The following is a 24,004-nucleotide window of genomic DNA, read 5'->3' on the forward strand; positions in this document are numbered from 1 at the left end:
GCTCAACCGCAACGATATAGATGCAGCCATGGACGTTGAAGGCAAAGAGTTGCGTCGTGGCTGGACCACGGGAACCTGTTCCGCTGCGGCGGCAAAGGCGGCCTGCCTTGCGCTTCTGGGGAAGGGCTTTCCCGAAATGGTGGAGATAACCCTGCCGGGTGGCCAGAAGCCGGCCTTTTCTCTTGCCCTTGGAGAGCAAGGCGAAGGCTTTGCCCGCGCCGGCATCATCAAGGATGCGGGCGACGATCCCGATGTTACCCATGGCGCTCTCGTTATCGCGACACTGCGTCGCGGGCAGGCGGGCAAGGGGCTTCGCTTTCTCGCTGGCAAAGGTGTGGGCATGGTGACGCGCCCCGGCCTTCCCATTCCGCCGGGCGAACCAGCTATCAACCCTGTGCCGCGCCAGATGATCGCCGCTGCCATTGCGGAGGTGGCAGGCACAGACACCGATTTTGAGGTCGAAATCTCCATTCCCGATGGAGAAGAACTGGCGCAGAAGACTCTGAATCCTCGGCTCGGCATCGTCGGCGGGCTCTCCGTGCTTGGCACCACCGGCATCGTTATCCCGTTTTCCTGTTCGGCGTGGATTCATTCCATCTGGCGCGGCATTGATGTGGCACGCGCCGAGGGGCTGACCCACGTTGCCGGTTCCACTGGTATGACGACGGAAAAGGCGGTGCAGGCGCATCATGATCTGCCGGAAACCGCACTTCTCGATATGGGCGATTTCGTCGGCGGCATGCTGAAATATCTTCGCAAGCACCCGGTGCCGAAGGTCACCGTCGCCGGTGGCGTCGCCAAAATGACCAAGCTTGCTCAGGGCATGCTCGATGTGCATTCCAAGCGCGGTCTGGCGGATCTTGAGGCGCTGGCGAAAGTGGCAACCGAAGCCGGTGCAGATGCGGCTTTAGCTGATGAGATTACCAAGGCCAATTCTGTTCTGCACGCCTTCCAATTGGCAGAGGCTCAAGGTCTTGCCTTGGGTGATCACGTGGCGGCACTTGCCTGGAAAACGGCAGCGAAAGCCTTGCAGTCACCCGAAATAGCTCTGGAAGTGCTGGTTTTCGATCGAGAGGGCAGACTGGTGGGCGAAGCGCCATTTACGCCGTCGGATCAGGTCTCATCACTCCCTTTGCCCGAGCGGAACCGCCGCACATAATCCGTGCTGTAAAGCGCGCTTTCCCTAAAATCTTCTGCCTGAAGACCGGGGCCGACGAAGATCAGCGCCGTGCGCTCGATCGGTTCCGCCGCCACCTGTGCGGCGATGGTGGAAAGCGTGCCGCGTAGGATCTTTTCATCCGGCCATGTGGCCTTGACCACGATGGCGACAGGGCAATCGGCACCGTAATAGGGCGTCAATTCCGTTACGATCTTCTCCAGTGCGTGGATGGCCAGATGAATGGCCAATGTTGCGCCAGTCGCTGCGAAGTTGGCAAGGTTTTCCCGTTCCGGCATTTTGGAGGCGCGACCCGATACGCGTGTCAGGATCAGGCTCTGCGCCACTTCCGGGATGGTCAGTTCTCGCTTCAGCGCGGCGGCAGCGGCGGCAAAGGAGGGAACGCCGGGAGTCAGCGTATAGTCGATCCCCAGGCGGTCCAGCCGCCGCATCTGTTCGGCCACAGCGCTCCAGACCGAGAGATCGCCGGAATGCAGGCGGGCCACATCCTGACCTGCTTCCTGCGCGGCCAGATATTCCGCCTCGATCTCATCCAAAGACAGCGAAGCGGTATCAACGATGCGTGCGCCCTCCGGGCAGTAATCCAGAAGTTCGCGCGGCACGATGGACCCGGCAAAGAGGCAGACAGGGCAGCGGGCGATGAGATCACGACCACGCACAGTGATGAGGTCTGCGGCACCGGGGCCGGCACCGATGAAGTGAACGGTCATGGCATATTCTCCGAAAGGGCAATGGCGCAGGTCACGCCTTGTGAAACGTGGCGCGGTCCAAGAAGTCGGGCATCAGGTCCGGCTGCGGCCAGCGCGGCTGCCTCAGACAGGCTGGGCAGGCCGGTATGGGCAAGACTCGCCTCGGAGCGCGTGAGGGTAAGGGAAGCCACGGCCTGCAAGGCTTCATCGGACAGGACGACAAACTCTGCACCAAGCTTTAGCGCTGCTTCTCGAATGCCCTCTTCGCCCGCCTTTATGCCACCGGTGGCGACAACAAGCGGGTGGACGAGCTTTAACCCATGCGCCTGCAGTGCCTCGTCAATGACCGCCAGCACTACATTGGCTGATGTGCCTTTACGGCAGCCGATACCAAGCGCCATCATGCTTTTACCCAGGCCCATTGCGTCACCGGCATGGCAGCGCGCCAGCCGGTCATCGGACCAACGGGCTCGGCGCGATCTACCGACAGCCGGATGAGCCGACCACCAAGCCGCGCCTGCGCCTCCAGCAGCACCCGCTCCATTTCCAGCGTCACCGCATTGGCGACCAGCCGGCCGCCGAGTGGAAGCGCCGCGATGGCCGCCTCCAGCACGCCGTCCTTGCTGCCGCCGCCGCCAATAAAGATCACATCCGGCGTCGGCAGGTCCCCAAGTGCCGAAGGCGCTTTGCCCTCCACCACCTGCAAACTCGGAACGCCGAAAGAGGCGGCATTTCGCCGAATTCGTGCAATCCGTTCCGGATGATGCTCGACGGCGACGGCACGCATGGAGGGATGTGCCAGCATCCATTCGATGCTGATCGAACCCGCGCCCGCGCCTATATCCCACAGCAATTCACCACGCCGGGGAGAGAGAGCGGCAAGCGTTGCAGCGCGAACTTCCCGCTTGGTGATCTGCCCGTCATGTTCAAAAAGCTCATCGGCCAAACCAAAGCCCAGCGGCAGAATGCGGGCCTGTGGTTCGGCTTGAACGTCCACCGCGATGATGTTGAGCGGATCGAGGTCAACCAGATCGAAGCTTAATGCCTTTACCCGGCTTATCTTCTCGCGATCCCCACCTAGCGCTTCAAGAACCGTGATCCGGCTTTCGCCAAAGCCGTTCTCCGCCAGCAGCTTTGCAATCGTTGCGGGGCCGTGCTCATCAGAGGTGAGAGCCAGAACTTTTCGGCCTGGATGCAGCAGAGAACGAATGAGATCCGGCGAGCGTCCATGCAGTGAAACCGTCTCGACATCCTGCAAAGCCCAGCCCAGACGCGATGCCGCCAGCGAGAAGGCCGACGGGGCTGGATAGGCGAGAAATTCATCTGCCGGGATCTGCCGCGCCAGCGTCACGCCAACGCCGAAGAACAAGGGATTGCCCGACGCTAGCACACAAACCTTTCGGCCTTTCAGCGCCGTCACGGCTTTCATGCCGCTATCGAACGGCTGCGGCCACGCGTGCGCTTCGCCTGTGATTGCCGCCTTGGCAAGCTCCAGATGGCGGGTGCCGCCGAAGACGAATTCGGCTTCGGAAATTGCCTGTCTTGAACGCTCACCAAGCCCGGCGAGTCCATCTTCGCCGATGCCGACGATGGACAACCAGGGCTGACCGGGTAGAAGAGAGGCAGATAGATCAGGAGCCATGGCGGTGCATTCCATTCTCATTCTGGGCGGAACGACGGAAGCGCGGCAACTGGCGGACGCCCTGCGCGACATGAACCGTTTCCGGCTGAAGCTTTCGCTGGCGGGCCGAACCAAGGTACCCGTTGAGCAGCCGGTTCCCGTGCGCGTCGGCGGCTTCGGCGGGGCGGAAGGTCTCTCCAACCATATGAAGGCCAATGCTATCGATCTGCTGATCGATGCCACGCATCCTTACGCGGCCCGCATTTCCGCCAATGCAGCAAAGGCTGCGGATATTTCCGGTGTGCCCCTGATCGCTTTGCGTCGGCCGGGCTGGGAACGGCAGGCTGGTGATCTTTGGACCGAGGTAGAAAGCGTGGAGGCGGCAGCGGCCGCTTTGGGACATGAGCCGCGCCGTGCCTTCCTGGCACTCGGTCGTCAGGAACTTCTGCCTTTCGAGGCAGCCCCACAGCATGATTATCTCGTGCGCAGTGTCGATCCGGTAGAGCCGCCGCTCACTCTGCCGCATGTTCGCTATCTCACGGCGCGCGGTCCTTTCAATGAAGCGGATGAGCGGGCGCTGCTGGCCGATAGCCACATCGAGGTGATCGTTTCCAAGAATTCCGGCGGTGCGGCCAGCTACGGCAAGATCGCTGCAGCGCGGGCGCTTGGGCTGCCGGTCGTCATGATCCGCCGTCCGGCTCTGCCGGAGGTGCCATCGTTCCAGACGGTCAAAGCGCTCGCTGCCCATGTGGATCAGGCCTTTCCGGCCATCCAGGAACGCGGGGAATAGACCAGCGGACGCTGACCCTCGCGCTCGATCAGCCGCGTTTCCGTGGACCCGACGATGATGCAGGTGGCCATATCCGCCATGTCTGACTGCGCTTCTGAGAGCGGCACCACGTTGATGCGTTCATCAGCGCGACCGGCGGCACGACCAAAGACGACCGGAACCGTTCCCGGCAGGTGGGCACGCAGAATATCGAACGCCTGCCCCAAGCGGTGCGGTCGCGCCTTGCTGACGGGATTGTAGAACGCCATCACGAAACCGGCTTCCGCCGCTGCAATCAGGCGTTTCTCAATGACGTTCCAAGGCTTCAGATTATCCGAAAGCGAGATGGCGCAGAAATCATGACCCAGCGGCGCGCCGGCCTTTGCGGCTACCGCGAGCATGGCGGTGACACCCGGAACCACGGCAAACTCGATATTGCGCCATTCCGCAGGGCCGGTTTCCATAGCTTCGCAGACGGCTGCCGCCATGGCAAAAACGCCGGGATCGCCGCCCGACACAACACACACCTTTTCCCCTTGTACCGCAAGGGTGAGGGCGGCGGCGGCGCGGGAGATTTCCTCGCGATTGTCGGAGGCGTGGCGGCGCTGCTCGGGGCGCAAATCCAGCCGATCCACATAGGGGCCATAGCCGAAGAAATCGGTTGCTTCCGCCATGGCACTCAGCGCTTCCGGCGTGATCTCTTCTGGGCTGCCGGGGCCGAGGCCAACGACGGTGAGCTTGCCCGTCATGCCAGCACTCCTTGCGGACGGCCTTTCCAGCCGGGAACCAGCACCAGCGAGAAATAAGGGGCGGGTGCCGTTTCATCCCGCTCGGAGAGTGGCATGGCATGGCCCGTCGGCATCGTGCCGCGCTCCACATAGATTGCACCATCAAGCTTGCCGGTTGCGGCCAGTGCGCGGCGAATTTTCGGCAGGTTGCGCCCCACTTTCATGATCACCGCACCATCCGTTCCGGCGAGCCGCGCCGTCAGTGCCTCCTCGGGCAGAGTGCCGGGCAGAACGCTCAGGATATCATCGCCCTGCACCAGCGGCATGCCCGCCAACGACCAGCAGCCGGACATGGCTGTGACGCCCGGAATGACCTCTGCCGGAAAATGTGGTGCCAGCCGCAGATGCAGGTGCATATAGGAACCATAAAACAGCGGGTCGCCTTCGCTTAACACCGCCACGTTTCGGCCCGCCTGAAGATGCACCGCAATTTCCGCCGCAGACTGGTCGAAAAAGCCGTCTATGGCGCGCTTGTAGCTTTCGCTGTCCTTGTCTTCTTCGACAGTGACGGGGTAAACGAGCGGCAGTTCCAGAATGTCAGCACGTACATGGGCTTCCACGATGGTGCGGCCATTGCCGCGTGCACCGCGCTTGGCGAAAAAGGCCAGTACATCCGCATTGTTCAGGGCCTTTACGGCCTTCAGCGTCAGCAGTTCGGGATCACCGGGGCCGGTACCGACACCATACATCTTGCCGGGAATTATCTCGCTCACAGGCCCGCCCTCGCCAGCGCATTCACGGCGGCTGCCGTCATGGCAGAGCCGCCCATGCGGCCTTTGACAATTGCATAGGGAATGCCGTGGACGCTTTCCGCCAGCGCTTCCTTGCTTTCGGCAGCGCCCACGAACCCGACCGGCATGCCAATGATGGCCGCCGGTTTCGGGCAGCCTTTATCCAGCATTTCCAGGAGGTAGAAGAGGGCTGTCGGTGCATTGCCGATGGCGACCACTGATCCCTCTAGCCTGTCCCGCCACAGTTCAAGGGCAGCGGCAGAGCGCGTGTTGCCCACTTGCCTTGCGAGGTCCGGCACCTGCGGGTCGCGCAGCGTGCAGATCACCTCGTTGTTCGCGGGAAGTCGTGCACGGGTCACGCCATGGGCCACCATCTGCGCATCACAGAAAATCTGCTTTCCAGCCAGAAGGGCGGCGCGTGCGGCCCCCACGAAATCGGCTGAGAATTCGAAATGCGCTGCCGCTTCCACCAGCCCGCAGGCATGGATCATGCGGATGGCGACATCCGCTTGCTCTTCCGTGAAGCGGGAAAGATCCGCTTCCTCGCGGATAATGGCGAAGGATTTGCGATAAATCGCATCGCCATCGCGGATGTAATCGTAGTCCGTCATCAAGGTCCTTCGCCAAGGGCTGCCGCAATCCCGCCGGGACCGAGCCGCACAAGGCAATCATGGTTTGTTTCGCCATCCCGCCTCGTCGTCTCGATCAGACGCGCAAGGGCTGCAAGCGCCGCTTTCTCAGCGGTGGGGGCAAGGTGTTTGATCGGGGTATCCGTGGTTTTGCCGCAGAATACAAGATGGCTGCCATTTTCCGTGCCGATGAGGGCAAGCGGTGAGGGCGTGGGGTGGGCGCAGCCCTTGGCGCAGCCGGAGAGGTGAAGCCGAAGCGACCCATCAAAAAGAGTGGGTGTCTCGCTGGCGGCAAAGCGCCCGAGAGCATGTGTTTCCAGTCGCGCCGAGTTGCAGGATGGCGAACCCGGGCACGCATCAATCTGCCGCAGCGGATCATCTCCCTTTACGATAAGGCCCACCTGTTCCGCCACGCCATGCAGGTTTGCGCAGGCCTTCTCATGCCCGAAGACAATAAGGCTGTGATCGGGTGCCGGCCTGATGCTCTCGATGCAGAAGCCTTCCGCCTGCTGCGCAAATTCCGCCAGTGCCTTAGCCTTGATTTGGCCAAAGGGCAGAGCGATGCGCAAAGCGTGGGTGCGATGGCTAACGGCAAACAATCCGAACAGGCTCTGTTGCGGCAGTCTGTGGAGGGGCGTGGCTGGTTTCAAATGGTGCTGCACGTTCTCAGGTAGGCTCGACATGTCTATCTGCCGTCCGCGTGTTTTCGGTCCAAGGCTCGCGAAATGATCTAGCAGCGCTGCCACGCAATCGGCTGCGTTTTCATCGCTGACACAGCCGATACCGCGTCCGGTCTGGCGCGTGCCGCCGAGGAAGACATTCCAACCGGCATTAGCTGCTGCGACCAGCCGAATATCCGCCAGCAGGTCATCAAGCCGGATCAGGCCATCGATTTCCAGCACCACGGAAAGCTTCGGTGCCAAACTGCCGCGAAGTGTGCGAGCAGCCTCCATGATTGTGAGGCCCAGCGGGCGCGGGTCAACGCCTGTTTCAAGGCCCGCCAGCGGCGACCATTCCACCGCAAGACCTTCACGCAGCGGCAGATCGAGTGCGCGGACATCCGCTTCCAGCTCGGCTGCCGACGCCAGCGTCAGACCCCGGATTTGCAGGTTTCCACGGGCGGAAATGTCCAGCATGCCATTGCCATGCGCGATTGAAAGCGAACACAGCGCGGCCAATTGATCAGGCGTAATCGCATCGATCAAGGCGATGCGCGAGAGGTAGCCATCGCCGGTCAGCATGGGCGCATCAAGCGCCGGACAAGCACCGCGGGCCATGGGAGAAGCCGCCGCCGTCATCGCCTTGCCCTCGCATTCGCCGACCCGTGCAGCATTTCGAGATCACGATCCACCGAGTTGCGGCGTGGCTGCCACAACCCGCGACGGCGGGCGGACATTAGCCGGTCGGCGATAGAGCGAGCCGCTTCCGGGTTTTGATCCAGCACGAAATCGCGCACCCGTTCATCGGCCACATAGGCATCGTAAATGGCTTCGATCAGGCTTTGCGGAACGGCTTGCGTGGTTTCGGCGAACCCGACGAGGCGATCCACCGTTTCGGCAAATTCCGCCGCGCCACGCGGGCCATGGCGCATCTGCCCATCAATGAAGCGCGGGTTCACGGCGCGGGCGCGCACCACGCGCGTCACGGCTTCCGCCACAGAGCGAGCGCGAGGCTTTTGCGGGTTCGTCGTATCCAGCGAAATCAGGTCCGCCTTGCCGCCAAGGGCAGCCACGGCTGCGGCAAAACCACCGATGAAGGCCACATCGCCGGAACCATCCAAGAGATCGCGGCCCGGATCGTCGCCGGTATGCACCAGTAGATCGGCCTGTTTCACCCGTTCGGCAAAGGTGCTTGAGGCTTCGAACCCTTCACCATCAGCGCCGCCAAAGGCATGGCTGGTCATGGCAAGATAGGCGCGGCCAAGCTCCTCACGCGCCTGCCAGTCGCCGGAGGAAAGCTTTTCCTCGATGCCGGAGCCATAAGTTCCGGGCGCGGAGCCGAAAATGCGCGGCGGGATTTGCCCAAGCCGCTTCGCCTCTTCCGCCAGAGGGTTATCGCCATCAGCCTCCTCGCGGGTCGCGATGGACCGGGCGGCGGCATCCAGCAGTGTGATCAGCGAGGGGAACATGTCGCGGAACAGGCCGGAAATACGGAAGGTGACATCCACACGCGGGCGGCCTAGCTGTGCGGGCGGTAGAACTTCAATGCCGGTCACGCGTCCGGTCGCGGCATCCTGCACAGGCCTTGCTCCCATCAGCGCCAGCCCTTGCGCCACCTCTTCACCGCCGCTGCGCAGGCTGGCACTCCCCCACAGGTCGATCACAAGGCTTTTCGGCCAGTCGCCATGGTCCTGAAGATAACGGCGGATCACCTCGTCCGCGGCCAGCCTGCCTAGCTCGAAGGCGGTTGGCGTCGGCATGGTGCGCGGGTCGGATGCATAAAGATTGCGGCCTGTCGGCAGGACATCACGACGGCCACGGGCAGGTGCGCCAGAGGGGCCGGGAGCGACAAACAAGCCATCCAACGCTGCAAGCAGCGCATCCCGTTCGGCCTCCGCGCTTTGCAGCCGCAGAGGATCGGTTTCGCCCTGATCGGCGTGGCCAAACACATGCTGGCCGTCCTTGATGGCAAAGTCTTTCAGGTCGCAGAGAAAGGCATCGATACGCGAAAGGGCTGTATCCGGGTCCTCCTCGCGAGAAATGCCTGCCTCCGCCGCCAACCCCGTTTCTTCCGCCGTCTCCACAATCAGTTTTGCCAGCCGGTCGCGCCGCTTGCGGTCCAGCCCGTCGGCCTGCGCATATTCATCCACCAGCAGTTCCAGCTTTTGCTGCGCGGGTGAAAGGCCAGCCTCCGCCAGCATGGGCGGCAGGTGGCCAATCGTTTGCGCAGCAATCCTACGCTTGGCAACCGCTGCCTCGCCGGGATTGGAGACGATGAAGGGATAGAGTACCGGCAGATTGCCGGTGACGATCTCGGGGAAGCAGGTTTCCGACAGCGCGACATTCTTGCCCGGCAACCATTCCAGCGTGCCATGGGCGCCGACATGAATAATGGCCTGTGCGCCAAGCTCTCTCTGCATGAAACAGCCAAAGGCTAGCAGGGCATGGCGCGGCGGGCGGGCCGGATCATGGTAATCGGTGCGGCGGTCCGCTTCTCGCCCACGATCGGGGGCCAGTGCTACTGTCACATTGCCAAAACGAACTGCCCGGAAGCGGAACCTTTCTGCCTCAAATGCTTCGTCGGCTAAGGGGTCTCCCCAGGTATTATGCACGGCGGAACGCGCGGCTTCGGCGATCTGGGCCAGATAGTTCCCATAAACCTCTGCATCCAGCGTTTCGGTCTGGCGCAAGACCCGGTCCATCAGGTCCTTGGCCGTGGCCGGAATATCTGTGACCTCGTAGCCTTCGGCCTGAAGATCCCGCAGCATCTGAAGCACACTTTCCGGCACATCGAGGCCCACGGCATAGCCTGTGCGGCCATCGGTACCCGGATAATCCGGCATCAGAATGGTAATGCAACGTTCGGATTTCGGCGTGGCATAAAGCGCCAGATGCTTGAGGATGCGCTCCGCCGTTGCCGCCACCCGATCCGGCTCCGGCGTATTGGCAAAACCGGTGAAGCCGAAATCTTCGCCCGCCTGCCGCTCTGCCTTGAAGGACAGTATGCCTACCAAAATGCGGCCATCCAGTTCCGGCAGCACCACATGCATGGCAAGATCGGAAGGTCCAAGCCCACGCTGGCTTTCAGCCCAGGCCTGCCGTTTGGTCGTCGCAATCACGCTCTGAAACACCGGCACACCAAGCACGTCGAACAGCGTCTGGCCGTCCAGTTCCGCATTGCTGGCAAAGGCGGTGGCGGTGATGATGGCCGCAGGTTTTAACGGAGCCAACATGTCCCGTAGATGGGTCAGCGTTGCGCTATCCTTCAAGCCGGGAACGAAGATGGGCAGAACGCAGGCGCCTCTATCTTCCAGCGCTTCCATCAGCGCATCCACGGGGGCGACGTCGCTTGCCAAGAGCATGGAGCGATAGAAGAGCAGCGGCAAAAGCGGCTTCCCTTCGCGCTCGATCAAGGCCTCGTCCAGCGAAACGACGCCTTTCAAAGGCCGGTAGATGCCGAGCTTCGGCACGTCCTCGGCCTCTGGGCATGCAATATCGGCACCCCCGGATAGCTTATTGGTAAGTCGGCTAACGAGCCTGTCCAGATTATCCGGCCCACCGGTGCGGAAGAAGGCGAGAACGGAGCGGATTTCCGCCAGATCCACCGTGGAGGCGGTCTCCAGCCGCTCGTCGCGTTCGCTGCATTCGCCGGGCAGTAGATAGAGCAGAATATTCCGCTCTCTGGCGATACGCGCCAGCTCGTCGACCCCGTAGCGCCAACGGTCGTAGCCACCGAGAATGCGCACGAGGATCAGCTTCGCATGCCGGGCCACCTTGTCACCCCAGAGGTCTACAGACATGGGATGGCGCAGGTCGGCAAGCTGGGCCAGGCGCAGGGAAAGCCCGGTCGGGTTCAGCCGGTTCCAGGCGCTCGCAATGCCGTTCAGGTCGCTATCGGTAAAGGATAGCACCACCACATCCCCCGGCGTCTGGTTCAGATCGACCGGCTCGATCAGATCGTCGAGCGAAGAGGATGTGGTGGCGAGTATATGCATCAGGCGGCCAGCAGCTTCCCGATCTTTTCGGCGTCGATGCCCTTTTCGCCGATCACGACGAGGCGGGAACGGCGGGTTTCACCGGTGTTCCATGGGCGGTCGAAATAGTGGTTCACGCGCGGGCCAACGGCCTGCACCAGAAGGCGCATTGGCTTGCCGGAGACTTCCACATAACCCTTGATGCGCAGCACCTTTTCGGCATCGGTTACATCGGCAATGCGCTTGCTGAGTTCTTCCGGGCTGGCAATGGCCGGGATATCCAGCACAAAGCTGTCGAAATCGTCGTGCTCGTGGTCCAGCTCGTCATCGTGATGCGTCTTGCGGTTTTCGATATCGTCTTCAACCGCCAGACCAAGGCCGATGAAAATTGCGGGATCGATCTCGCCATTCTGCGAATTCACGATGCGTACGGCGCGCGGCAGGTGGTCCTCCACATGGGTGCGGGCCTTTTCGAGATCCGCTTCGTTGAGCAGGTCGGACTTGGTGAGGATCACGAGATCGGCGCAGGCGATCTGGTCTTCGAAGACTTCTTCCACGGGATCGTCATGGTCAAGCGACTGGTCTTCGGCGCGCTGGGCGGCAAGGGCTTCCATGTCGTCGGCAACGCGACCTTCGGCCAGCGCCAGACCATCGACCACGGCCACGACGCCATCCACCGTCACGCGGCTTTTCACGCCCGGCCACTGGAAGGCCTGAACGAGCGGCTTCGGCAGAGCAAGGCCCGAGGTCTCGATCAGAATGTGATCGACCTTCGGCTCCATGGCGAGGATCTTGTCGATGGCTGGCACGAAATCATCCGCCACGGTGCAGCAGATGCAGCCATTGGCCAGCTCGATGATGTTGTCTTCCGGGCAGTTTTCGATGCCGCAGCTCTTCAGGATTTCGCCATCAATGCCGACATCGCCGAATTCGTTGACGATCACGGCCAGGCGCTTGCCCTTGATGTTTTCCAGCGCGTGACGCAGCAGCGTGGTTTTTCCTGCCCCTAGAAAGCCGGTGACAACGGTGCAGGGCACGCGGGCGAGCGAATTGGTCATGAAGTCTGTCCTTCGACGTTCGGGAGAATTGGGTTGAGCGGCGGAATGCGGGCAATCATGCCGCGCTTGAGGCTTTCGGGGCGACCCTTCCACGGCATCAGTCCATCGGTGGAACCGGCCAGTAGGCGAGCACCTTCCAGAAGATCGTTTGCCGCATCGGTGCCGAGATCGCCGAACACATAGGACCAGCCATCGGCACTCTGAATGCTGGCGCTCAAGGCGCGCTTGCAATTGGCGAGGCAGGCAACGGAACGGATTTCCACGCCCTCAGTCGCCAGCGCCTTGGCGCGTTCCGCCAGCACGGCACCATCGCGCTGCGCATCAACGGCTTCCTGCCCGCTGCGGCATGTTTCGCAGACATGGATCACTACATTCGCAACCTCACGTGCTGCGGCATCCTGTCTGTCCGGTCGTGTCGAGAGATCCAAGAATCCACCCCAAATCATTGTTACAATGGGGCGCGTCCATGTCAGGCTTCTCACCTCACATGGTTTGATACATCCTTGCCCGGAGCACCCCGCCCGGCGGATTTCATGCATAAACGGCAGGTCTCCTGGCTCGCGACCATCGTGCCTGCGCCGCCTTCCCGAAGATATCTTCAGTGGCATTATGCGCCGGACGCTCCATCCTTCATCCAAAGGTGGAAGGCCGCTTACAGTTGCGGGGGCAGCCGTGGTTTAGGCGAAATTCCGCACCACGTTCCCTCTTAGCTTTTCCCGTTGCCGGGAAAAGACCGTTCACAGAGGTTCACTATGCCCTTGCGTGAGTGGCTGTCAATGGTGATCACGGCAGGGGGCGATTGCCGCACGGATCGTTTTGACTATAGTCCGCCGCTCCATCGACAGGATGCAAGGAGAGGCCGGTGAAGGAGATCGACGAAAGCGAAGCGGAACGTCATCGCCGCAAGATGGCTAATCGCAAGGCGGTTCAGGATGCGGAAGTGGCCTCCAAGACCATCGAGAAGGGTCTGCTGATCGTCAACACGGGTCCGGGCAAGGGCAAATCGACAGCGGCTTTCGGGTTGGCATTGCGCATGCTGGGTCATGGGCGAAAGGTTGCCGTCGTGCAATTCATCAAGGGGGCCTGGGACACTGGCGAGCGGGTGGCGCTGGAAGCTTTCGGTGATCGCGTTATCTGGCACACTATGGGCGAAGGGTTCACCTGGGATACGCAGGACCTGAAGCGGGATGTCGCCGCCGCCGAGCGTGCCTGGGAGAAGGCCAAGGAGATGATGGCGCTGCCGGATGTGGGGCTTCTGATCCTCGATGAGCTGAATATCGCGCTACGCTACGATTACCTCGATCTTGAAAAGGTCATCGCGGATTTGACCGCCCGCAGGCCGGACCTGCACGTCATCGTCACGGGTCGTAACGCCAAGGCCGCCTTGATCGAGGCCGCCGATATGGTGACGGAAATGACGCTGGTGAAGCACCACTTCAAGTCGGGTGTGAAGGCGCAGGCCGGGATAGAGTTCTGATGGTAAAGCCGCCCGCCAAGGCATTGATGTTTCAGGGAACGGGATCGGATGTCGGCAAGTCGCTTGTCGTGGCGGGTCTCGCCCGTGCCTTTTCGCTGCGCGGGCTGAAGGTCCTGCCATTCAAGCCACAGAACATGTCGAACAATGCGGCCGTGACCGCCGATGGCGGGGAGATTGGTCGGGCGCAGGCGCTACAGGCGCGTGCGGCTCGCGCTCCCCTTTCAGTGCACATGAACCCGGTTCTCCTGAAGCCGCAAAGCGAGGTGGGTGCGCAGATTGTCGTGCAGGGCAAGGTGCGCGGCAATGCCAAGGCTGCCGAATATCAGCAGATCAAGGCGGGGCTGATGCCAGCTGTTCTGGAAAGCTTCGAGCACCTGAAGGCTCAAGCCGATCTGGTGCTGGTGGAAGGGGCAGGCAGTGCGTCCGAAGTCAATCTACGCCGCAACGACATCGCCAATATGGGCTTTGCCCGCGCTGCAAATGTGCCTGTCGTGCTGATCGGCGATATCGATCGCGGTGGTGTCATCGCCAGCCTCGCAGGCACGAAAACGGTGGTGGACGTTGAAGATGCGGCCATGATCCACGGTTTCATCGTCAATCGCTTCCGTGGTGACCCGAGCTTGTTCGATGAAGGCATGCGGATGATCGCGGGCTTTACCGGCTGGCAGCCCATCGGCCTTTTGCCGCATTTTGCCGAGGCTTCCCGACTTCCGGCGGAAGACGCGCTGGCGCTGAATTCAAAGCCTGAACGCAAGCCGGGTGCAAAGATCCGCATCGCGGTGCCGATCCTGCCGCATGTTTCCAATTTTGATGATCTCGATCCGCTGGATGCCGAACCGGATGTCGAACTGATCCGTGTCAGGCCGGGTAGCGTGCTGCCTGCTGATGCCGATCTCGTTCTGCTGCTGGGTTCCAAGGCAACGATTTCAGATTTGCAGGCGCTCAAAAGCGCAGGCTTCGATATCGACATTGCTGCTCATGTGCGGCAGGGAAAGCCTGTGCTTGGCCTCTGCGGCGGTTATCAGATGCTGGGGAAAAGTGTTGCGGACCCTGAAGGTATCGAGGGACCGGCAGGTGTAAATGAAACCGGTCTCGGTCTGCTGGATATCGAAACACGGTTGACGGACGACAAGCGGCTTGTGGCCGTTCAGGGACAGACTGCCGATGGCGCTTCATTTGCCGGCTATGAAATGCATGTGGGCGAAACGGTCGGGCCGGATTGCGGGCGTTCCTTCGCAACGATTGAGGGGCGGCCCGAAGGTGCGGTTTCCGCCTCCGGTCTCGTTTCAGGCACCTATGTGCATGGGCTTTTCGCCGATGATGCGCAGCGTTCCAGCTGGTTGAAGCGGCTGGGGGGCGAGGCCTCAAGGCTGGATTATGAGCAGGGCGTGGAAGAGGTTCTGGATCGTCTTGCCGCGCATATCGAACGGCACCTCGATCTGGATTTGCTGCTCAGGTTAGCGCGCTGATCGTAACCGCCAGAACTCCGAACAGGGCAATCAGCAGCAGATCGGCGGTTCGGGCAAGTGTCAAAGCGCGGCGAATATCGGCGGCTGTCGCCTCGCGCCGTCCGCCTTCTCCCATGAAATGGTCGTCCACCAGTTCTCCGCCATAAATACGTGGTCCGGCAAGGGCGAGACCCAGTGCACCGGCCATGGCCGCTTCCGGCCAGCCTGCATTGGGGGATTTATGCTTGGCCGCATCCCGCCGTACCGCTTCCCACGCGTTCTTATGTGATGCGCCGGGGGTCGCCCAGGCGGCGGCAGTGAACAGCAGGGCCGTCAGGCGCGAGGCGGGTAGATTGACGAGATCGTCAAACCGCGCTGCCGCCCAGCCATAGGCATGGTAGCGCTCGTTCTTATGGCCGATCATGCTATCGGCTGTATTGGTTGCCTTGTAGGCTGTGCCACCAGCAAGCCCCAGTAGACCCAGCCAGAGGGCCGGGGCCGTGATGCCATCGGAAAAGTTTTCGGCAAGGCTTTCGATGGCTGCGCGGCACACACCGGCCTCATCCAGTTGGTCCGGGTCGCGGCCCACAATCATGGAAACCGCCTTGCGCCCTGCGTCCAGACCGCCGGTTTCCAGCGCATCGGCGACGGCGCGCACATGCTCCTCAAGACTTTTCTGCGCCAGAAGACTGGAGGAGGCAACGGCTACCAGCCCGAGCCCCAGCGGCAACCACAAAAGAACGCCTTCCAGCGCCGCCGCCAGCGCAATGGTACCGGCGAGAAGGAAGACGAAACAGATCAAACCATTGCGACGCCGTGTCTCGAAGCTTTCGGATCGCGTGTTAAAGCGCCTTTCCAGTCCGGAGATCAATTTGCCGATCCAGATCACCGGATGGCCGATGCGCTCCACAAGCCATTGCGGATAGCCGACAAGCCGTTCAATAACGAGGGCGATAAAGGCAAGCGTGAAAGCCATGGAAATCGATATGCAGCCACAAAATGAAAAGCGGATCGAACACGGAGGAAGCGTGATGCGGGCGGCACGTCAGTTTCCCGATGCGCAAAAACCCTGGATCGATCTGTCCACCGGTATCAATCCGCATTCTTATGGCTATTCACCCGTTCCCGCCACCGCTTTCTCTCGCCTGCCGGAGCCTTCAGATCTGACGAAACTGTGCGAGACGGCGGCACGGTGCTACGGCGCATCTAGCGGAGAGAACATTGCGGCTGCTGCCGGCACGCATCTGCTGGTGCCGATGATCAGCCAGTATATTTTCGGCGGGCGGGATGCCTCCAGCGTAAAGGCGGCAATCCTCTCTCCCACCTATGCAGAACATGCACATGCCTGCCGCATGGCGGGGTTCCAAACTGTGGAAGCGACTGATTTCGCAGCACTTGCGCAGGCTGATCTCGCCATTGTGGTGAACCCCAATAACCCCGATGGCCGTTTCATCGCGGATCATGATCTTCTGGCGCTTTCGCAGCATCTGGCGGCGAAGGGCGGCCTGCTGGTGGTCGATGAAGCCTTCCGCGATGTCATGAATGAACCGTCAGGACTGGTGGGCAAGGTTCACGCCGGTCTGGTGGTCCTACGCTCCTTCGGAAAATTTTACGGTCTTGCGGGCATCCGGCTTGGCTTTGCGGTCGCGCCAACGGAGCTTGCACAGGATTTGCGGCTGAGGCTCGGGCCCTGGGCCATTCCGGGTCCGGCCCTGCATATCGGCCTTGAGGCCTTGGCGGATCAGGCATGGCAGTCAGAAATGCGTCAAAGGCTGAGGGCTGAGGCTGACAGGCTGGATGCGTTGCTGAAGACTGCGAAAATCAAGGTCGCAGGCGGGACGATGCTGTTTCGTTACATCCGGGATGACAATGCGCAGGCCATCTACCAGTATCTGGGACAGGCCGGAATTCTGGTGCGGCGCTTTGTGGAAAGGCCGGATTGTCTTCGCATCGGTCTTCCGGCACCGGACGAGTGGCAGCGGGTCGAGGCGGCTCTTTGCTCAGGAAATTGGCAGCGCTGAGGGGTGCAAGAAAGAATTGCATTCTGTCGAGCGTGGGATAGGTTCGGTGTCTATCTCATATTTCGCATACAGGTGAAGTCCGATGTCTACGAGCAATAACCTTCCTGAAGTCTTCGATGTCATCGAGAACAAGAAGGAGGCTTTCATCGGACTGGCGAACCGCGTCTGGGAAACGCCGGAAACCTGCTACATGGAAACCCAATCCGCGGCTGCCCATCGCGAAATGCTGGAAGAACAAGGTTTCCGGATCACGGAGAATGTTGCGGGCATTCCAACCGCGCTGATTGGCGAAGCGGGAGAGGGCGGTCCGGTCATCGCTTTTCTCGGTGAATATGACGCGCTTGCGGGCCTCAGCCAGAAGGCGGATGTTTCACATTTTGAACCGCTGGTACCGAATGCCAACGGCCATGGCTGCGGGCATAACCTTCTGGGTTCCGCTTCGCTTCTGGCGGCAACGGCACTGAAGGACTGGTTGGCATCCACCGGCATGCCGGGTCGCGTTCGCTATTACGGCTGCCCTGCGGAAGAGGGTGGTGCGGCAAAAGCCTTCATGGTGCGGGCAGGCGCGTTCGAAGACGTCGACATCGCCATCTGCTGGCACCCAAGCAATTTCGCAGGCGTTCAGCGCGAAACGTCATTGGCCAATTGCCGCATCGATTTCACCTTCCGAGGGCGCGCCTCGCATGCTTCCGCAAGTCCTGAACTGGGCCGTAGTGCGCTCGATGCCGTGGAGCTGATGAATGTTGGCGTCAACTACCTGCGCGAGCACATGCAGCAGGATTGCCGCATTCATTATGCGCTTCTGGATGCGGGCGGCATTTCTCCAAACGTGGTCCAGGCCTATGCCAAGGTGCGCTACGTTGTGCGAGCGCCGGAACTTCCCGGTCTCTTCTCGCTGATCGAGCGGGTAAAAAAGGTGGCAGAAGGCGCTGCCCTGATGACCGAGACCACTATGGAAAGCACCATTCTGGCGGGCGTTTCCAACCTTGTGGTCAACACGCCGCTGATGGATGTGATGCAGGACATCTGGCAGAGCCTTGGCACACCGGAATTCGATGAGAAAGACAAGGCCTTTGCGCAATCGATCCGCAATACGCTGTCTGCCGAAGACATTGCCGCCAGCTGGGCGCAGGAACGGTTGGATGTGAAAGACGATCTGGCTTTGCCCGATTTCATTCTGCCAGCGCATAACGAAGTGCGGCAGATGGGTGGTTCTACCGATGTGGGCGATGTGAGCTGGGTCGTGCCGACCGTGCAGGCTTATGGTCCCACCCTCGCCATCGGCACCCAGCTTCATACCTGGCAGGTGGTGGCGCAGGGCAAAAGCCCTCTTGCGCACAAGGGAATGATTGCCACTGCCAAGGTCATGGCGGCAACGGGCCTCGCCGCACTGGAGAGCCCGCAGCTGCGTGAAGCTGCCTGGGCGGACCTGAAGAAGAGATTGAAGGGTCAGCCCTATCGCAGCCCGATTCCTGAAGGGGCGGAGCCTCCGGTTGCTGCGATGACGATCAAATGATGTCTACATGTCTAGATATCTAGACACGTAGTCTGGTGACTTTCGCGTGGGACGTCGTCTGAAGCGATTGCGATTTCCTGCGCCGCGCCTATATCGTGAGGCATGCTGGATTTCCTCTCGCCCTATTGGCCGCACATCGTTTTCGTCTTGTCGGTCGTCATGGGGGCGACCGCTGCCATTCACGTGGCGATGACCAAGGAGGAAGTTCGCTCAGCAGTCGGCTGGGTGGGCGTTATTCTGCTGTCTCCGATCGTCGGTGCGCTGCTGTACCTTATTGCAGGCATCAACCGCGTTCGCCGGAAGGTCATCTTCAACCGCAGGCGACTGCGGCAGGGCGGTGTTCTTGCCCACCTCGACAATTACGATGCGGATGACATTAGCGTCGCCATGGAGTTCGGTCGGCGTTTTCTGGCGATGAAGACGCTTGGTGATCGCGTGGCGCGCCACCCGATGACCAGCAGCAATGAAATCCAGTTGCTGGACGGTGGCGATGCTGCGTTCGAGGCCATGTTGTCGGCCATTTCCACAGCCAAGCGCAGTATCATCCTGGAAACCTATATCTTTGATCGTGACACGATTGGTCGTCGCTTTGTCGCTTCTCTGGGAGAAGCGGTGGCGCGCGGCGTTCAGGTGCGGGTTCTGATTGATGCCGTTGGCGCGCGTTACTCCGTGCCCAGTGTTCTCGGCATGCTGAAGGATGTTGGTATCAGCGTCGCGGTGTTCAACGGCAATGTCATCGTAGGGCTACGCCAGCCCTATGCGAACCTGCGTACGCACCGGAAAATCATGATTGTCGATGGTGCGGTCGCGTTCACAGGGGGCATGAACATTCGCGAAGATTTCTCGCGCACATGCAAGGGCGAAGGCTGTGCGATCGACACCCATTTCCGCATTACGGGCGCGGTGGTGGCTGATCTGTTCGCCATTGCTGCCGAGGACTGGCACTATGCCAGCGATGAAATTCTCGATGGCGAGGAATGGCAGATTGCAGCGCCTGCCCATGCCCCGGGCCATGCCAAACTCATTCGGGCGGTCGCTTCCGGTCCAGACCGGAGCGTGGAGACCAATCACAAGATGCTGATGGGCGCGTTCTCGGTCGCCCGCTCGAACATTCGCATCGTTTCACCCTATTTCCTGCCGGATCGCGAGTTGATCAGCGCCATGGCAACAGCGGCGCGGCGCGGCGTGGTGGTCGACATCGTTGTGCCCGCCTCCAATAACCTGACACTGGTCGATAGGGCGATGACGGCTCAGTTCGATCAGGTGTTGAAAGGGCATTGCCGCCTCTGGCGCGCATCGGGCCCATTCAACCATTCCAAGCTTCTGGTGATCGACGGCCGCTGGGCCTATGTCGGATCGTCGAACATGGATCCCAGGTCGCATCGCCTGAATTTCGAGGTCGATCTCGAAGTGTTCGATATCCCCTTTGCCGAAGATCTGGAAAGGCGGATCGATCGCTCGATTGAGACCGCGAGCAGGGTCAGCCTTGAGGAGTTGCGTGCCAGACCGTTTGCCGTGCGTCTGTTCGAGCGCATTCTCTGGCTCGGTTCTCCCTATCTCTGAGCCGATGTGTTTGACCGATGGTGGAAGTAGATGAGAACGGCATTATATGCTCTGCTAAAGCAGCGATCGTGACCGCATGACCAAGACCAGAACGATACCGGCGAACATCATCGCTTCCCTTCGAAACCGCAAGACTCGTGGCGCTGCTGCGGTGGACGGGATGTTGACGGAAGGAGAGGGCCTGCGGGTCGCCTCCTACAATGTTCACAAATGTGTCGGTGTCGATGGCAAGTTCGATCCTGCCCGCATTGCCCATGTCATTCGTGAAATCGATCCCGACGTGATTGCCCTGCAGGAGGCCGATACCCGCTTCGGGGAACGCCGCGGTCTGCTGGATCTCCACTGGATCGAGCGAGAAACCGGGCTTTGTCCCGTGCCGATCAGCGGCATCGCTAAGGCGCATGGATGGCATGGAAATGTCCTCTTCTTCCGGAACGGCGCTGTCCGCGACGTGCATCCGGTCAAGCTTCCGGGCCTTGAGCCGCGCGGGGCGCTGCTGACCGAACTTGAGCTTGCCGACGGTACAGCCTTGCGGGTGGTTGCTGCGCATCTGGGTCTATTGAACAGATCGCGGCAAAGTCAGGCGAGAATGATCCTCGATCTCCTGCGGTTGCGGGACGATCAGCCGACGCTTCTGATGGGCGATCTCAATGAGTGGAGGCTGGGCAATCGTTCGTCGCTGAACTCACTCGCTTCGACATTTCGCGGAATGCCCTCGGCGGTGCCGAGTTTCCCCTCTCGGCTGCCGGTTCTGGCGCTTGATCGCATCATGTGTTCGCATGAGGGGCTGATTGATACGGTGCATGTCCACGACACGGCACTGGCGCGGGTGGCTTCCGACCATCTGCCGATCAAGGCTCTGTTGCGCACCCCCGGGCAACGGACTGCCCTGTGACGTCAGGCCGTCAGCAGGTCCTTCACCCGATCTGCCATGGCAAGCGAGGCAGTCAATCCGGGGCTCTCTATGCCGAAGAGGTTCACGAGGCCGCTCACGCCATGCGCTTGCGGGCCATCGATCCGAAAATCTGCCGCGGGATCAGACGGGCCGGAAATCTTGGGCCTGATGCCGCTATAGCCGGGAACGAGTGCATTGCGAGGCATTTGCGGCCAATAGTGCCGCACGGCGTCTTCGAAGCCGTTGACACGGTTCGGATCGACCTCATAGTCAATCTCATCCACCCATTCGACATCGGGACCGAAACGTGCCTGTCCGCCAAGATCGAAGGTCAGATGCACGCCCAGTCCGTGCGCGTGCGGGGCTGGATAGATGAGATGGTTGAACGGCGCGCGGCCTGTCAGCATGAAATAGTTGCCCTTGGCATAGCCGGTTTGCGGAATGGCCGACACCGGCAATCCCTCAATGCACGCAGCGACACGGCTGCCGTGAAGACCTGCTGCGTTGACGAGCATCCGGCTGGTAATCGTCATGGGATCTGCGCCGCCCACCCGGATCTCGAAGCCTCCCGCGATCGGGCTTGAACCCTCGAAAGGTGCATGAAACGCGATGGCTGCTCCCGCATCCTCCGCATCGCCCTGCAGAGCGAGCATGTATCCATGGCTGTCGATGATACCGGTAGATGGAGAATGGAGAGCTGCAACGCAATTCAGGGCGGGTTCGAGCTGTCGTGCCTGCCGCTGATCGAGCATCACCAGATCCGACACGCCGTTCGCCTCGCCTTTGCTCTTCAGAGCTTCGATAAGGGGCAATTCCTCTGTAGATGTCGCGACGATCAGCTTGCCGCATTGGCGGTGCGATACGCCGTGGGATTCGCAAAAGGCGTAAACTTGAGCCTTTCCCTGAACACAAAGTTGCGCTTTCAGGCTGCCTTTCGGGTAGTAAAGACCGGCGTGAATGACCTCGCTGTTGCGGGATGAGGTCTCAGTGCCGATGGCGCCTTCCCTTTCGAGGATGAGGACCGGATGGCCGGACCTTGCAAGACTGCGCGCGCAGGCGAGACCCACGACGCCTGCTCCGACCACCACCACGTCTGTGTCCATCACTCGCAAAACCCTTCTGAAATGAGACTCGCCTCTGGTGCAGCATATTTATTGCGCGCTTGGCATTATCGCGAAAGGATATTTCCAGAGAGGCCGTGCCCGAGAAAGGAAATCTCTATTAATCTGGTCGTGTTAAGGTAATGTTACAGAATAAGGCGACAATGTGACGGAGGATCTCATGACCCAGTCCTTGCAACATCTTCCCGTGGAGCTTGCCGCTCCGGGATCGGCCAGAATTGGCTATCCGGCCTTGCTACCCACTTTGTTGGCATTTGCCGCAATCGCTTTCATCGGCGCTGTTACCCTTGGTATCATCGCCTGATCTGAACGGTACGCACCGTACGGATCTTGAAAAAAGCCCTTCCGTGCCGCCCACGGAAGGGCTTTTTCGTTCAGTCATTCTTCAGGTAAGTCTCCACCGTTTCTACCCACATGGATACGCCGATTGGCAAGGCATCGTCATTGAAGTCGAACTTCGGATGATGTAGCGGCGGATCGCGGTCTGTCCTGCCGGTCCCGAGCAGGATGTAGCTGCCGGGTGTCTCCGCCAGCATGAATGCGAAATCCTCGCTTCCCATGCTGGGGCGCGGCAGATCCATGACGTTTTCGGTTCCAACCACGCGCTCCGCCACCTGACGAATGAACTGTGTCTGTTCCACATGGTTGATCGTCGGCTCGTAGCCACGCTCATAGGTGATCGTAGCACTCATGCCGTAACTGGCCGCCTGACCTTCGGCCACTTCACGCACGCGCTTTTCCAGCGTGTCGCGCACTTTCGGGTCAAAGGAGCGGATGGTAACCGCCAGTTCCGCGCGTTCCGGAATGACATTGCTGGCCTTGCCGGAATTGAAAGCGCCGACGGTAATGACTGCTTGATCCATGGCGTGCAGGTTGCGGGTTACGATCGTCTGCAAGGCCATGACGATGCTTGCACCGCAAACGATCGGGTCGAGCGCCTCCTGCGGTTCGGCACCATGACCTCCGCGACCGTTGACGACAATCAGGCATTCGTCGGCTGCGGCCATCATTGGCCCTTCCTTCACGGCAATCCTGCCGAAGGGGATGGATGGATCGTTGTGGAGACCGAAAACCACGTTGCAGGGGAAGCGCTCGAACAGCCCGTCATCAATCATGATCTTGGCTCCGGCGAAATTTTCCTCCGCCGGCTGAAAGATGAGATGAACCGCCCCATCGAAATTCCGGCGCTCCGCCAGAGCCTTCGCGGCGCCCAAGAGGATGGCCGTGTGCCCATCATGGCCGCAGGCATGCATCAGGCCCGGCGTCTGGCTGGCGTGATCGAGGCCGGTTTCCTCGAAGATCGGAAGGGCATCGATATCAGCGCGGATGCCGATCGCGCGTTCGCTCGAGCCGTTGCGCAGTGTGGCGACGATGCCGGTCTTGGCTAGCCCGCGCGTGACTTCGTAACCCATCTGTGTGAGCTGATCGGCAATGAAATCGGAGGTTTTGAACTCGGACAGGCCCAATTCCGGATTCTGATGAAGGAAACGCCGCAGCGCCACGAGTTCCGGCATGTCGTTCGAGATCTGGATTGTCATATCGTTACCACCGCTGGCAGTTAAAGCATCATTAGCAAAGCATGAGACATAGCAGCCCGTGGTGCTGTGGGTAAATCCTTTCCTGCCGTTTCCAGATCGAAGGACCCTAAACGCCAGTCATTGTCGGGTGAAAATAAGTTGCTTGAAGAAGAAACATCTTGGTGTCATGGAACTTGGTGAAACGCAGAGAATTGAGGGCCAGGCCACGGATCTGGAACTTGCTGCGCGAAACAGGAAATGTATCGTATCCTATATTCCAAACAGCTGAATACGTTCAGGTTTCATTCATGCCTGTCCGGCTAGTGGCGAGAGACGTTCGTATTGGAGAGA

Annotated in this window: 22 protein-coding genes and 1 riboswitch; of the genes, 9 read left to right on the forward strand and 13 right to left on the reverse strand. The window is 60.6% G+C overall.

What is annotated here, in order from left to right; all coding sequences use genetic code 11:
* Positions 1 to 28: 28 nt before the first annotated feature.
* Complete coding sequence (locus G6N80_RS11575; protein WP_165133918.1) at positions 29 to 1,159, forward strand: cobalt-precorrin-5B (C(1))-methyltransferase; 1,131 nt, start codon at positions 29 to 31, stop codon at positions 1,157 to 1,159.
* Here G6N80_RS11575 and cobM read toward each other — a convergent pair.
* The 3 genes from cobM to cbiE are packed head-to-tail and all read right to left on the reverse strand — an operon-like array spanning position 1,114 to position 3,508.
* Complete coding sequence (cobM, locus tag G6N80_RS11580; RefSeq protein WP_165133921.1) at positions 1,114 to 1,887, reverse strand: precorrin-4 C(11)-methyltransferase; 774 nt, start codon at positions 1,885 to 1,887, stop codon at positions 1,114 to 1,116. The two genes, G6N80_RS11575 and cobM, sit on opposite strands and share 46 nt — an antisense overlap.
* Positions 1,884 to 2,270 (reverse strand): cobalamin biosynthesis protein, encoded by a 387-nt coding sequence (locus G6N80_RS11585; RefSeq protein ID WP_062556246.1) that lies wholly within the window; start codon positions 2,268 to 2,270, stop codon positions 1,884 to 1,886. Before G6N80_RS11585 ends, cobM begins: the two co-directional genes overlap by 4 nt.
* On the reverse strand, positions 2,267 to 3,508 hold the full coding sequence (gene cbiE / locus G6N80_RS11590; protein ID WP_165133924.1) for a precorrin-6y C5,15-methyltransferase (decarboxylating) subunit CbiE: 1,242 nt from the start codon (positions 3,506 to 3,508) through the stop codon (positions 2,267 to 2,269). The genes G6N80_RS11585 and cbiE overlap by 4 nt, the downstream gene beginning before the upstream one ends.
* On the opposite strand from cbiE, the gene G6N80_RS11595 reads away from it, so the two are divergent.
* Positions 3,507 to 4,277 (forward strand): cobalt-precorrin-6A reductase, encoded by a 771-nt coding sequence (locus G6N80_RS11595; RefSeq protein WP_165133927.1) that lies wholly within the window; start codon positions 3,507 to 3,509, stop codon positions 4,275 to 4,277. The two genes, cbiE and G6N80_RS11595, sit on opposite strands and share 2 nt — an antisense overlap.
* Here the strand turns inward: G6N80_RS11595 and G6N80_RS11600 are convergent.
* From G6N80_RS11600 to G6N80_RS11630, 7 genes are read right to left on the reverse strand one after another with little or no spacing between them, the layout of a single operon-like run.
* On the reverse strand, positions 4,241 to 5,005 hold the full coding sequence (locus G6N80_RS11600; protein ID WP_165133930.1) for a precorrin-3B C(17)-methyltransferase: 765 nt from the start codon (positions 5,003 to 5,005) through the stop codon (positions 4,241 to 4,243). The genes G6N80_RS11595 and G6N80_RS11600 overlap by 37 nt on opposite strands.
* Positions 5,002 to 5,733, reverse strand: coding sequence for a precorrin-2 C(20)-methyltransferase (locus tag G6N80_RS11605; RefSeq protein ID WP_062556314.1), 732 nt, complete (start codon positions 5,731 to 5,733; stop codon positions 5,002 to 5,004). The genes G6N80_RS11600 and G6N80_RS11605 overlap by 4 nt, the downstream gene beginning before the upstream one ends.
* A 20-nt stretch (positions 5,734 to 5,753) precedes the next feature.
* The gene (locus G6N80_RS11610) at positions 5,754 to 6,386 is read right to left on the reverse strand and encodes a precorrin-8X methylmutase (RefSeq protein ID WP_062556243.1); all 633 of its coding nucleotides are present in this window, start codon (positions 6,384 to 6,386) and stop codon (positions 5,754 to 5,756) included.
* Positions 6,386 to 7,702 (reverse strand): precorrin-3B synthase, encoded by a 1,317-nt coding sequence (gene cobG, locus G6N80_RS11615; RefSeq protein ID WP_206531712.1) that lies wholly within the window; start codon positions 7,700 to 7,702, stop codon positions 6,386 to 6,388. Before cobG ends, G6N80_RS11610 begins: the two co-directional genes overlap by 1 nt.
* Positions 7,699 to 11,058: a cobaltochelatase subunit CobN gene (cobN, locus tag G6N80_RS11620; protein ID WP_165133936.1), complete on the reverse strand. Its 3,360-nt coding sequence runs from the start codon at positions 11,056 to 11,058 to the stop codon at positions 7,699 to 7,701. The genes cobG and cobN overlap by 4 nt, the downstream gene beginning before the upstream one ends.
* Complete coding sequence (gene cobW, locus G6N80_RS11625; protein ID WP_062556240.1) at positions 11,058 to 12,095, reverse strand: cobalamin biosynthesis protein CobW; 1,038 nt, start codon at positions 12,093 to 12,095, stop codon at positions 11,058 to 11,060. Before cobW ends, cobN begins: the two co-directional genes overlap by 1 nt.
* On the reverse strand, positions 12,092 to 12,523 hold the full coding sequence (locus G6N80_RS11630; RefSeq protein ID WP_246719076.1) for a DUF1636 family protein: 432 nt from the start codon (positions 12,521 to 12,523) through the stop codon (positions 12,092 to 12,094). The genes cobW and G6N80_RS11630 overlap by 4 nt, the downstream gene beginning before the upstream one ends.
* Positions 12,524 to 12,621: 98 nt before the next feature.
* A riboswitch (cobalamin riboswitch) is annotated at positions 12,622 to 12,848 on the reverse strand.
* A gap of 154 nt (positions 12,849 to 13,002) precedes the next feature.
* On the opposite strand from G6N80_RS11630, the gene cobO reads away from it, so the two are divergent.
* Positions 13,003 to 13,572 carry a cob(I)yrinic acid a,c-diamide adenosyltransferase gene (gene cobO / locus G6N80_RS11635; RefSeq protein WP_210300849.1) on the forward strand — a complete coding sequence of 190 codons (570 nt, stop codon included), beginning with the start codon at positions 13,003 to 13,005 and terminating at the stop codon, positions 13,570 to 13,572.
* A complete protein-coding gene (locus G6N80_RS11640; protein WP_165133945.1) occupies positions 13,572 to 15,041 on the forward strand; it encodes a cobyric acid synthase in 1,470 nt (489 codons plus the stop codon). The genes cobO and G6N80_RS11640 overlap by 1 nt, the downstream gene beginning before the upstream one ends.
* On the opposite strand, the gene cbiB is transcribed toward G6N80_RS11640, so the two are convergent.
* Positions 15,025 to 15,996, reverse strand: a complete 972-nt coding sequence (gene cbiB / locus G6N80_RS11645; protein WP_062556237.1) for an adenosylcobinamide-phosphate synthase CbiB — start codon at positions 15,994 to 15,996, stop codon at positions 15,025 to 15,027. The genes G6N80_RS11640 and cbiB overlap by 17 nt on opposite strands.
* A gap of 10 nt (positions 15,997 to 16,006) precedes the next feature.
* On the opposite strand from cbiB, the gene cobD reads away from it, so the two are divergent.
* The 4 genes from cobD (at position 16,007) to G6N80_RS11665 (ending at position 21,015) form a co-directional block, all read left to right on the forward strand.
* Positions 16,007 to 17,041 (forward strand): threonine-phosphate decarboxylase CobD, encoded by a 1,035-nt coding sequence (gene cobD / locus G6N80_RS11650; RefSeq protein ID WP_156379300.1) that lies wholly within the window; start codon positions 16,007 to 16,009, stop codon positions 17,039 to 17,041.
* A gap of 82 nt (positions 17,042 to 17,123) precedes the next feature.
* Positions 17,124 to 18,557, forward strand: coding sequence for a M20 family metallopeptidase (locus tag G6N80_RS11655; protein ID WP_165133948.1), 1,434 nt, complete (start codon positions 17,124 to 17,126; stop codon positions 18,555 to 18,557).
* Positions 18,558 to 18,659: 102 nt separating this feature from the next.
* Entirely contained in the window at positions 18,660 to 20,120 is a 1,461-nt protein-coding gene (cls, locus tag G6N80_RS11660) for a cardiolipin synthase (RefSeq protein WP_062556235.1), read from the forward strand.
* Between the two features lie 76 nt (positions 20,121 to 20,196).
* The gene (locus G6N80_RS11665; protein ID WP_165133951.1) at positions 20,197 to 21,015 is read left to right on the forward strand and encodes an endonuclease/exonuclease/phosphatase family protein; all 819 of its coding nucleotides are present in this window, start codon (positions 20,197 to 20,199) and stop codon (positions 21,013 to 21,015) included.
* Between the two features lie 2 nt (positions 21,016 to 21,017).
* On the opposite strand, the gene G6N80_RS11670 is transcribed toward G6N80_RS11665, so the two are convergent.
* Positions 21,018 to 22,121, reverse strand: coding sequence for an NAD(P)/FAD-dependent oxidoreductase (locus tag G6N80_RS11670; RefSeq protein ID WP_165133954.1), 1,104 nt, complete (start codon positions 22,119 to 22,121; stop codon positions 21,018 to 21,020).
* 175 nt (positions 22,122 to 22,296) lie between these two features.
* On the opposite strand from G6N80_RS11670, the gene G6N80_RS11675 reads away from it, so the two are divergent.
* A complete protein-coding gene (locus G6N80_RS11675; protein WP_156379299.1) occupies positions 22,297 to 22,440 on the forward strand; it encodes a hypothetical protein in 144 nt (47 codons plus the stop codon).
* Between the two features lie 70 nt (positions 22,441 to 22,510).
* Here G6N80_RS11675 and G6N80_RS11680 read toward each other — a convergent pair whose 3' ends face one another.
* Positions 22,511 to 23,674, reverse strand: coding sequence for a M20 aminoacylase family protein (locus G6N80_RS11680; protein ID WP_244484801.1), 1,164 nt, complete (start codon positions 23,672 to 23,674; stop codon positions 22,511 to 22,513).
* Positions 23,675 to 24,004: the final 330 nt, after the last annotated feature.

The organism is Rhizobium rhizoryzae (assembly GCF_011046895.1).
In the GTDB taxonomy this organism is placed as follows: Bacteria; Pseudomonadota; Alphaproteobacteria; order Rhizobiales; family Rhizobiaceae; genus Neorhizobium; species Neorhizobium rhizoryzae.

Coding starts and splice junctions, on each gene's coding strand:
- G6N80_RS11610 (WP_062556243.1), bottom strand. CDS start 6,386: ATGACGGACTACGATTACATCCGCGATGGCGATGCGATTTATCGCAAA.
- cbiE (WP_165133924.1), bottom strand. CDS start 3,508: ATGGCTCCTGATCTATCTGCCTCTCTTCTACCCGGTCAGCCCTGGTTG.
- cobW (WP_062556240.1), bottom strand. CDS start 12,095: ATGACCAATTCGCTCGCCCGCGTGCCCTGCACCGTTGTCACCGGCTTT.
- cobN (WP_165133936.1), bottom strand. CDS start 11,058: ATGCATATACTCGCCACCACATCCTCTTCGCTCGACGATCTGATCGAG.
- G6N80_RS11665 (WP_165133951.1), top strand. CDS start 20,197: ATGACCAAGACCAGAACGATACCGGCGAACATCATCGCTTCCCTTCGA.
- cls (WP_062556235.1), top strand. CDS start 18,660: ATGCTGGATTTCCTCTCGCCCTATTGGCCGCACATCGTTTTCGTCTTG.
- G6N80_RS11640 (WP_165133945.1), top strand. CDS start 13,572: ATGGTAAAGCCGCCCGCCAAGGCATTGATGTTTCAGGGAACGGGATCG.
- G6N80_RS11605 (WP_062556314.1), bottom strand. CDS start 5,733: ATGTATGGTGTCGGTACCGGCCCCGGTGATCCCGAACTGCTGACGCTG.
- G6N80_RS11675 (WP_156379299.1), top strand. CDS start 22,297: ATGACCCAGTCCTTGCAACATCTTCCCGTGGAGCTTGCCGCTCCGGGA.
- G6N80_RS11585 (WP_062556246.1), bottom strand. CDS start 2,270: ATGATGGCGCTTGGTATCGGCTGCCGTAAAGGCACATCAGCCAATGTA.
- cbiB (WP_062556237.1), bottom strand. CDS start 15,996: ATGGCTTTCACGCTTGCCTTTATCGCCCTCGTTATTGAACGGCTTGTC.
- G6N80_RS11575 (WP_165133918.1), top strand. CDS start 29: ATGGACGTTGAAGGCAAAGAGTTGCGTCGTGGCTGGACCACGGGAACC.
- cobG (WP_206531712.1), bottom strand. CDS start 7,702: ATGACGGCGGCGGCTTCTCCCATGGCCCGCGGTGCTTGTCCGGCGCTT.
- G6N80_RS11680 (WP_244484801.1), bottom strand. CDS start 23,674: ATGACAATCCAGATCTCGAACGACATGCCGGAACTCGTGGCGCTGCGG.
- cobO (WP_210300849.1), top strand. CDS start 13,003: ATGGCTAATCGCAAGGCGGTTCAGGATGCGGAAGTGGCCTCCAAGACC.
- G6N80_RS11595 (WP_165133927.1), top strand. CDS start 3,507: ATGGCGGTGCATTCCATTCTCATTCTGGGCGGAACGACGGAAGCGCGG.
- cobD (WP_156379300.1), top strand. CDS start 16,007: ATGCAGCCACAAAATGAAAAGCGGATCGAACACGGAGGAAGCGTGATG.
- cobM (WP_165133921.1), bottom strand. CDS start 1,887: ATGACCGTTCACTTCATCGGTGCCGGCCCCGGTGCCGCAGACCTCATC.
- G6N80_RS11600 (WP_165133930.1), bottom strand. CDS start 5,005: ATGACGGGCAAGCTCACCGTCGTTGGCCTCGGCCCCGGCAGCCCAGAA.
- G6N80_RS11655 (WP_165133948.1), top strand. CDS start 17,124: ATGTCTACGAGCAATAACCTTCCTGAAGTCTTCGATGTCATCGAGAAC.